Raw genomic sequence first — 7,473 nt, 5'->3', positions numbered from 1 at the left:
GCTCAAGCTATAGAGGAATATATCAAATACTATAACGAAGAAAGGATAAAGAGCAGATTAAAAGGCTTAACTCCGAAAGAATATCGGAATCAAGCCTCTATTAATCCTATGTTTTAAAATGTCTACTTTTTAGGTCCCACTTCACAGCGGTATTTTTCTTTGTATTGTTTTCTTTTTTCAAAATTGCTTTTTTAATTTCCATAAACTTAGGAGCATCCAAAACTTTTAATTTAGGGAAACTCTTAAGAAAACGTCTTTGGTTCCAACTTAAGCGATTTGGCTTTAATTCATCATAGTGCTGAATAACTGAGTGATGCCAGTCGCCAACTTTAAGCTTGCCTTTCTCAGACATTCTGCTTTCTACTCTAGATCTGACACGCTCAATAAATTGATTGATGTGATTGTCCCACATCTTAGTTGTAATATGGAATCTTTCTACACTGATTACGGTCAAGATGGTATCAATTCCCATCACTATCGTGATTCCTACTGCAAGCCAGCCATGTGTGTCTCTTTCTTCAACATTGATAATTTTTTGAACAAAGGGTTGGATAAATTTTACTAGTAGTATTACGCCAAAGCCCCAGAATAAGGAGATCATTGGAGCAACACGACCTTGAATGTTTCCCCATAATTTTGAATAATCCCATAATTTAAGGTGGAATGCTTTTTCAAGGAATAAACTAGCGACATATTCGAATATAGTAGCTACGATTAATGCCGACAATAAATAGTAAAAATATGTTGTCTTGAACATCTTTCGTACAAATTAAGACGGTGGTTACTGCGAAGCCGTAAACAGGACAATATGGTCCAAACAAAAATCCACGATATTCATAATGCTTGTCTTTGATTGAGCAATAGATTGTTTCCCATAACCAACCAATAAAAGAATAAGTAAAAAATAAAACTATAATTTCAGAAATAGTATATGGCATTTTTATATTTCTCTTTCACTATGCTTATATATTCAATAATACGTGAAAGAAAGTAATTTGGCTATTGAAAATATAGATTTTATCGCCTATCCGCGCTTCATTTTTATGCTACAAATGAAGCCACCGATAATTAGAATAAATCCACCTACAATAGATAAAACAATTGATGTAGCTTCACCAGCTTTAGGTAATTTAAGACCACTAGATCTATGGTGAGTGTTGCCCTTTTCTTTTAAACTCAAATCGTCACTACTTAAAGTCTTATCTGTGATTGTCTTTAAATCATCATCAATATCTTTATCTACTTTTGCTTTAGGAACACTAACCGTGGTTGCAGTAGGCTTAGCATCAAAGCCCGTTAAACCAGATGTTGGTGTTGTGATTTGTAAATCTTTAGTTTGCTTTGGTTCAGAATTTTGTTTATCTTGCTTATTCTTTTCAGTAAGTAATGCATTAAGGCGATCGATTAAGTCTTTAGTTTTATTTCTATCTTCTTTTTGGATTTGTGTATCTTTTTCTTTGTCAGTTTTTAATTCGATAGCTTTACCAAAAATAATCGTGTCTAGCTCACTTTGAACTTTTCCGCCATAAACATTTTCATTTATTGTTTCGCCGTCTTTTACCATGTAGCGCACAGCAACTTGGTTTAAGGCGTTAAGTGCATTAGGATCTTTAACCAAAGTATTATAGCTAATACTGATAGGTTCACCTTGATACTTTTTAGTGTCTAAATTTAGCTTCAGATTATTTCCATTAATTTGAAAATTGTCTTTATCTAACTTAACTTCTTGACCAGCAATTTTTACCTTTAATGATTTCTCATCTAAAATCAATCCTTCAGGAATCGCATTATTCACTTCAAATTGCGCATATTCTGCCTTGTCTGGCTTGATATTGATTGCCCAGGAAATGTTGTTTTGCTCACGATCATAGCTACCATCAATTGTCACTAAGCCAATATCTTTATTGGGTGTACGTTGTCCTACTACGTGCAAGCTTTTAGTTAAGTCTCCTGCCTCTACAAGTAAATCTTGGCTTTTTTCAGATTTATTTTTAACTTGAAGATCAAAATCAATTTGACCATTTGCATCCCTAAAATCTTCTACCTTGTCATTAAACAAGACAACAACGCCATCTTTATCAACAACATATTGACCTACTTCGTGACTTTTTCCTTCCTCATCTTGAATCACTAGCTTTTTATTTTCATCAATCCCTTGAATAAAAGCATCACGTGAATTTTTCCAAGTGATCTTCATCATACTGCCAGCTGTAAATGACTGCTTCTTGTCACTGAATTTAGCCTGTACATGAACAAAGTCATCGTTAAACCAAGCCTTCTTATTATCGATTTTTAGTGAGACAAAATGATCACTAACATCTGTAACGGCAGCTTGGACAGTCTTTGCTCCCCGCACAAAGATTAAAAAGCAAAATAAAGCGATGCCTGATAAAATGTTTCTCATCCTTTTCCTCCATACAATTTTTATCTGAAATTATACGGAGATATTGCGTCAGAGCAATGCTTTCTTCTAGTAAAAATGCCTATTTCAGAGGTTTTGACTCAATTTAGCATTCAAAATATGCCTTTTGTCCGATAGATAATCTAATACTTATTAAAAAAAGCCCACCTTTTTTGGTGGACTTTTCTGATTAATAATTTAATCTGATTTGCAATGAACCAGTTTCTACACATTCGCCGAAGCATTTCATTGCGGCATCGTATGCAGCTTTAGCTGTCTTTTCATTAGCTTCTGCCAATTTTTCTTGAAGCTTCTTATCTTCAAGATCACCAGCAACAGCATCTGTTTCAAGCAATACATGACGACCAGCAGCTAAGGTACCTTGCTTCATGGCTTCAATAGAAGCGCTGTAGCGGAATGGATGCTCGTCAGCAATCGTAGTAATTGCATGCGTTAACCAATACATATCTTTAATATCAAAGTGTTCTTTAGTATCGCGATAAGTGCTTGGCGTATCAAGAACATTGGTGTAGTAAGGTGCAATGCCGTTAAAGGCATTTGGACCAAAGGCTACCCATTGAACACCAGCGATTTTTGCAGGGACATTATTTCTAATCTGCAAAATAGATAATTCTTGATTACGTTGGAAGCCAATTGGACGAAAGGCGTGACGATCTGCATCAGTTCCTTCTAAGCCATATGGATCATACTTAGTGTGTTGATAGCGTGAAGATAATGCATACTTGAAGTCTTCGATAGTAAGCAAATGTTCTGGCTTTTTAGCAAATGGCAAGTTAGGATCATCTGGTTCATGAACATCACTTGGGTTAAACAACTTTTGAATGTACCACTGACGCGGAATGTTGTATTCATAATCTGAATCATCGTGACTGCCGAAAATGTGACGCATATTGTATGGGTTGCCTTGATGATCAATATCCAAATAGTTATCCTTGATCATCTTTTCTAAATCACTTGAGGCCATAGTATCATCGCTATTAAAGTCAAAGTCGGTAATACTGAACCAGTTAGGTGCGGCAACGTAACAATCATCAGGTACTCGCTTAGCAGCCCAGTGGTGACCACCGATTGTTTCCATGTACCATACTTCGTCCTTATCTGAAAAGGCAACGCCGTTTGATTCATAAGTACCATATTTTTCAAGGTATTTACCTAACAGCTTTACACCTTCACGAGCTGAATAAATATATGGCAAAACAATAGTAACGAAGTCTTCTTCACCGATGCCCTTTTTGTTCATTGGGTCAATTCCCAATACACGAGAATTTGTAGTACTAGTTTCGGTAGCTGACATAGTAACGTTGGCTGCGTTAATGCCGGCTTCACCCCACCAGCCCATCTTCTTCATAGTTGATTCAAGTTCAGGAACGGCGGTGTAGCGCATTGGATTATCAGGTAAATCTACCTTGCATTTAGAGGTAACTGATTGATAATCCTTAGGTTGCTTATCTGGCGTTACAACGATGAAACGCTTGGGATTAAAAGCGTGACCGTAGTCTTCATTTCTGGCAACTAAGGTTGAGCCGTCAGCTGTAGCCTTTTTACCAGCTAAAATTGTTGTACATGGCATAATTGATTCCTCCTATTATTTAGTCCTTATCTCTATTTTAGAACTTTTAGGTTTAAAACAATTTTCTTATTTATGATTTTTGGCCAAAAAAGCTAGCCAAATACCATAGCCAATAATAATCGGTATTGCCAAAATTACCCAGAACAATAAAGTTAATTCTTTCATTTGAAGAGTCTGAACTACTCCAGCTCCATCAACATTTCTAAACCAAATGAAGACTGCTGTAATCAACCAAAATACCAATACAATCAACCCACTAATTTTCCATGCTTTCATACTTCTCCTCCAAAAACCTATCTTTCTAGCAATTGCTGCAACTTTCTTTTCCGTCTAATTGCCACTTTATGTTTAATCAATTTTTCTTCATCAAAATAGACGATGCCACTGCGATAATCAAAGCTCTTAATGCTATCGACATTAACCAACGTGTCGCGATCCGCAAAAACAAAATCAGAATATTGCTGCTCTAGTTTCTTCAATACACCACTGCAGTCAAAAATCATGTCTTTAGCATATACACGCAACTGCCCATATTTCTTAGGCTGCAACTCCAGATAATAAACTTGCTCCAGCGGAATTCTTTCAATCATGCCATTAATTCTGCTATAGGTAAAATACCTCTTTTTATCAGAATTATTGATCGTTCTTAAATAATTTTGATAGCCCAAATCAACCGTTTCATATATGCGCCCTTGAATTTCCACTGGCGGTGCGTCTTTAGTAATGTAATCTAGCGGTGCCACATGTCGCTGAATCGTATACCGCAATGCTTCCGCATCTGCAGTAACAAAGACAATCTGACTATTTAATCCCGTACTTTTGATTCGGCTAGCAACCTCAATCCCATCAATAGTTGTTTGCAGATCAATATCCAAATAAGCCAAAATTTGTTTTTGATCGTTCTGCTCCACATATGAAATAACTTCTTGAGGATCAGCAGTGCTTAAAACAATTTGAGCATTATATTCTTCAGGAGTTGAATTAACGCTAATTCGATTTTCAATCATCTTTTGAATAATTTGTCGTTCACTTTGATTATCTTCAAGAATAATAATTGAAAGCATTAGTCTTCATCCCCTTGTATCAACAACTCAAACGAAATTTGACTATCTGTCTGTTTAATTTCCAGTGATAAATTAGGATCATTATCGATCATCTCGTTTAAATTAGCTAAACCCAAACCAGCGTGATTATCCTTGCTGCTAAAACCAGCTTTTAAAATTTGTTGCACATCTAATTTAGTATTTATAGAATTTTGAACTACCAATGAATACACATTTTTACCATATTTAGTAAGCAAAAAATTCAGCCATGAATCTTTTTGACTCTCGCATGCTTCAATAGCGTTATCGAGTAAAATTCCTGTTGCTTTAATCAAAGTAACTTCATTTCCAGACAGCTTAGTGATTTCTTGATTAACTTCAGCTTTTACATGAATATGTTTATCCTGTGCCGTTTGCAGTTTCTCAATGACCAAATATTTTAGTTCTTTAATTTTTAAATTAGTCAGCTCCAAAGTCATCGTCTTGCTGGCTTTTTGAATTCGATCATTTTCACCTACAAGTTTAGCTAAATATTCTTTGGCACCTTCAATATCGTTTTCAACCAAATAGCCATTTAATCCTAAAAGACTGTTCTTATAATCGTGGCGGGCTTTTCTAAGTGACATGTTTGCCTGTTCCAAACGTGACGAATATTCTTGTATTTGCTTTAATTCAGCTTTTTTAATCGAATTTTTTACATAGCGCTGATTTTGCCTAATAGCTTGATATAGATTGGCTATCGCAACAAAAGTCAGAATAAACCAGGCAACAATAATTGCGGCATTTTCGTCAAAATATAGAGCAATCTCTACAGTTAAAACAGCCATAGTTAGCGCGAAGATAACCCAATTAATTGATCTTAAAAAAGAAAAATTTTGCCCATCAAAAGTGACGATCTGCTTAAAATTAAATTTGCGATAATTCAGCCATTTGAAAATCAGCAAAAATAAAACTAAGGTCGCACTTCCTGCCACGATGTTAATTTCGAAGTGATCAAAGCTGAAGTGAAACACCTTACCGGCTATTAAAGAAATAATGCCTGCAACGCCTTCAGCTAAAGTTGGTGCAATTAATATAGAAAGACAATAGGCAATGTTCCAGCCAAACAATTCAGGGTTTCGCTTTGAAAAGATCAAGACAATAATTTGCAAGATAATTAAACACAAGAATTGAGTATATGGATAAAAAATATCCGGCACAAATAGTAAAACAGCTAACGGAATTTCCCACCTAACTGGTTTGATTAAATAAAAAAATACTAATGTTTCCAGCAAAAATGGTACATATGCCACAGTATTGAAAAAATTATAAATTGCCTGCCCCATCATAAGCATCCCCCAAATTAATTTCTCTTATCATAGCAAAAAATAATTCTATTATTCTAAATTTGCGTTCATTGCCATTTTTTCAACGCTTATTTTTTATTTTTCGCAAGAACAATTTTTTCCAATAAACTATAAGCAATTAAGGGATAGATTATTTGGAGTATGAAAAATGAAAAAACGAGTTTTAATGGTGTTAATTATCTTATTTAGTTTTAGTCTAACCGGCTGCAATACTCTTGCTCACTTAGAACAAGCTCATTATGTTTTAAACAAAGGTCCAATGACTACAAAAATATATCGTGAGAAAGTATTTCACAATATTAACGTAGATTGCTTAAATGAGGACATTCAATTCAAAAATGCGGATCATTATCGCGTAATTTACAAAGGCGGCAAGAATCTAATGCCCACAGTAACCATGAAAAATGATACTTTAACTATCAAAAATAAAAATGTGGTGCACTTTACAAATAGACCCCAGGCAGTCATTATCGAAATGCCTAAGGAGTATTTAAATTCCGCAAAAATTTATACTGCAAATGGCGATATCTATGGTTCAACAATAAAAATGAATTCTGGAAATATCACTTCTGACAATGGTGATATTGACTTAGACGCCCTTTATTTAAAAGGAAAAGTGAAAGTAGATAGTAACAATGGTGACATTACTATTGGTAACTGCAATGCTAAAGGATATCAGCTTTCAAGTGACAATGGCGACATATATTTTGATGGTGATGATGAAGACGACAGCTTTAAACAAAATACCTCAAGTAGACAATTATTATCAGCATATTCTGATAACGGCGATGTTAGCGTGAATTAAAATAGTCACCACTTCATTAAGTTACGGCTTTTATAGAGAAGGACCAACATTATGAAAGACTATTGGAAAGGCATGACTTTTAGAATACTATTTGTTATTGCATTATTGCTGTATAACTATTTTATTAATGGAATTCATGACAGAAAAACGTTTATTATAAGTATTTTAATTATCATAGTTTACATTCCATTTGATTACTTTTGGGAAAAGTGGAAAAGAACAAGGATAAACAAAACATTCTAAGCTTAATAGTGAATTGATTATCCGACGGGATAGTCGATTCACTA

Annotated in this window: 7 protein-coding genes and 1 pseudogene; 2 read left to right on the top strand and 6 right to left on the bottom strand. The window is 34.7% G+C overall.

What is annotated here, in order from left to right; translation table 11 throughout:
- Positions 1-117, top strand: a 117-nt coding sequence (locus tag RDN22_RS10560) for an IS3 family transposase (protein WP_308554877.1), incomplete at its 5' end; no start/stop codon positions are given.
- Here RDN22_RS10560 and RDN22_RS10555 read toward each other — a convergent pair.
- The 6 genes and pseudogenes from RDN22_RS10555 to RDN22_RS10530 all read right to left on the bottom strand — a co-directional run bounded on the left by RDN22_RS10555 (position 107) and on the right by RDN22_RS10530 (position 6,360).
- A pseudogene (locus RDN22_RS10555) lies at positions 107-938 on the bottom strand (putative ABC transporter permease). The gene RDN22_RS10560 and the pseudogene RDN22_RS10555 sit on opposite strands and share 11 nt — an antisense overlap.
- An 86-nt stretch (positions 939-1,024) precedes the next feature.
- A complete protein-coding gene (locus RDN22_RS10550; protein WP_308558065.1) occupies positions 1,025-2,404 on the bottom strand; it encodes an LPXTG cell wall anchor domain-containing protein in 1,380 nt (459 codons plus the stop codon).
- Between the two features lie 187 nt (positions 2,405-2,591).
- A complete protein-coding gene (locus tag RDN22_RS10545; protein WP_308558064.1) occupies positions 2,592-3,992 on the bottom strand; it encodes a C69 family dipeptidase in 1,401 nt (466 codons plus the stop codon).
- A 66-nt stretch (positions 3,993-4,058) separates the two neighbouring features.
- Complete coding sequence (locus RDN22_RS10540) at positions 4,059-4,268, bottom strand: DUF3923 family protein (RefSeq protein WP_308558063.1); 210 nt, start codon at positions 4,266-4,268, stop codon at positions 4,059-4,061.
- Between the two features lie 17 nt (positions 4,269-4,285).
- Positions 4,286-5,056 carry a LytTR family transcriptional regulator DNA-binding domain-containing protein gene (locus tag RDN22_RS10535; protein WP_308558062.1) on the bottom strand — a complete coding sequence of 257 codons (771 nt, stop codon included), beginning with the start codon at positions 5,054-5,056 and terminating at the stop codon, positions 4,286-4,288.
- Complete coding sequence (locus tag RDN22_RS10530; RefSeq protein ID WP_308558061.1) at positions 5,056-6,360, bottom strand: GHKL domain-containing protein; 1,305 nt, start codon at positions 6,358-6,360, stop codon at positions 5,056-5,058. Before RDN22_RS10530 ends, RDN22_RS10535 begins: the two co-directional genes overlap by 1 nt.
- Positions 6,361-6,529: 169 nt before the next feature.
- Between RDN22_RS10530 and RDN22_RS10525 the strand changes: the two genes are divergently transcribed.
- A complete protein-coding gene (locus RDN22_RS10525; protein WP_308558060.1) occupies positions 6,530-7,186 on the top strand; it encodes a DUF4097 family beta strand repeat-containing protein in 657 nt (218 codons plus the stop codon).
- Positions 7,187-7,473 lie beyond the last annotated feature (287 nt).

Source organism: uncultured Lactobacillus sp., from assembly GCF_902491705.1.
In the GTDB taxonomy this organism is placed as follows: Bacteria; Bacillota; Bacilli; order Lactobacillales; family Lactobacillaceae; genus Lactobacillus.
The sequence above is the reverse complement of the archived record's forward strand: the minus strand, read 5'-3'. Positions and strand labels throughout refer to the sequence as shown.

Coding starts and splice junctions, on each gene's coding strand:
- RDN22_RS10550 (WP_308558065.1), bottom strand. CDS start 2,404: ATGAGAAACATTTTATCAGGCATCGCTTTATTTTGCTTTTTAATCTTT.
- RDN22_RS10545 (WP_308558064.1), bottom strand. CDS start 3,992: ATGCCATGTACAACAATTTTAGCTGGTAAAAAGGCTACAGCTGACGGC.
- RDN22_RS10540 (WP_308558063.1), bottom strand. CDS start 4,268: ATGAAAGCATGGAAAATTAGTGGGTTGATTGTATTGGTATTTTGGTTG.
- RDN22_RS10535 (WP_308558062.1), bottom strand. CDS start 5,056: ATGCTTTCAATTATTATTCTTGAAGATAATCAAAGTGAACGACAAATT.
- RDN22_RS10530 (WP_308558061.1), bottom strand. CDS start 6,360: ATGGGGCAGGCAATTTATAATTTTTTCAATACTGTGGCATATGTACCA.
- RDN22_RS10525 (WP_308558060.1), top strand. CDS start 6,530: ATGAAAAAACGAGTTTTAATGGTGTTAATTATCTTATTTAGTTTTAGT.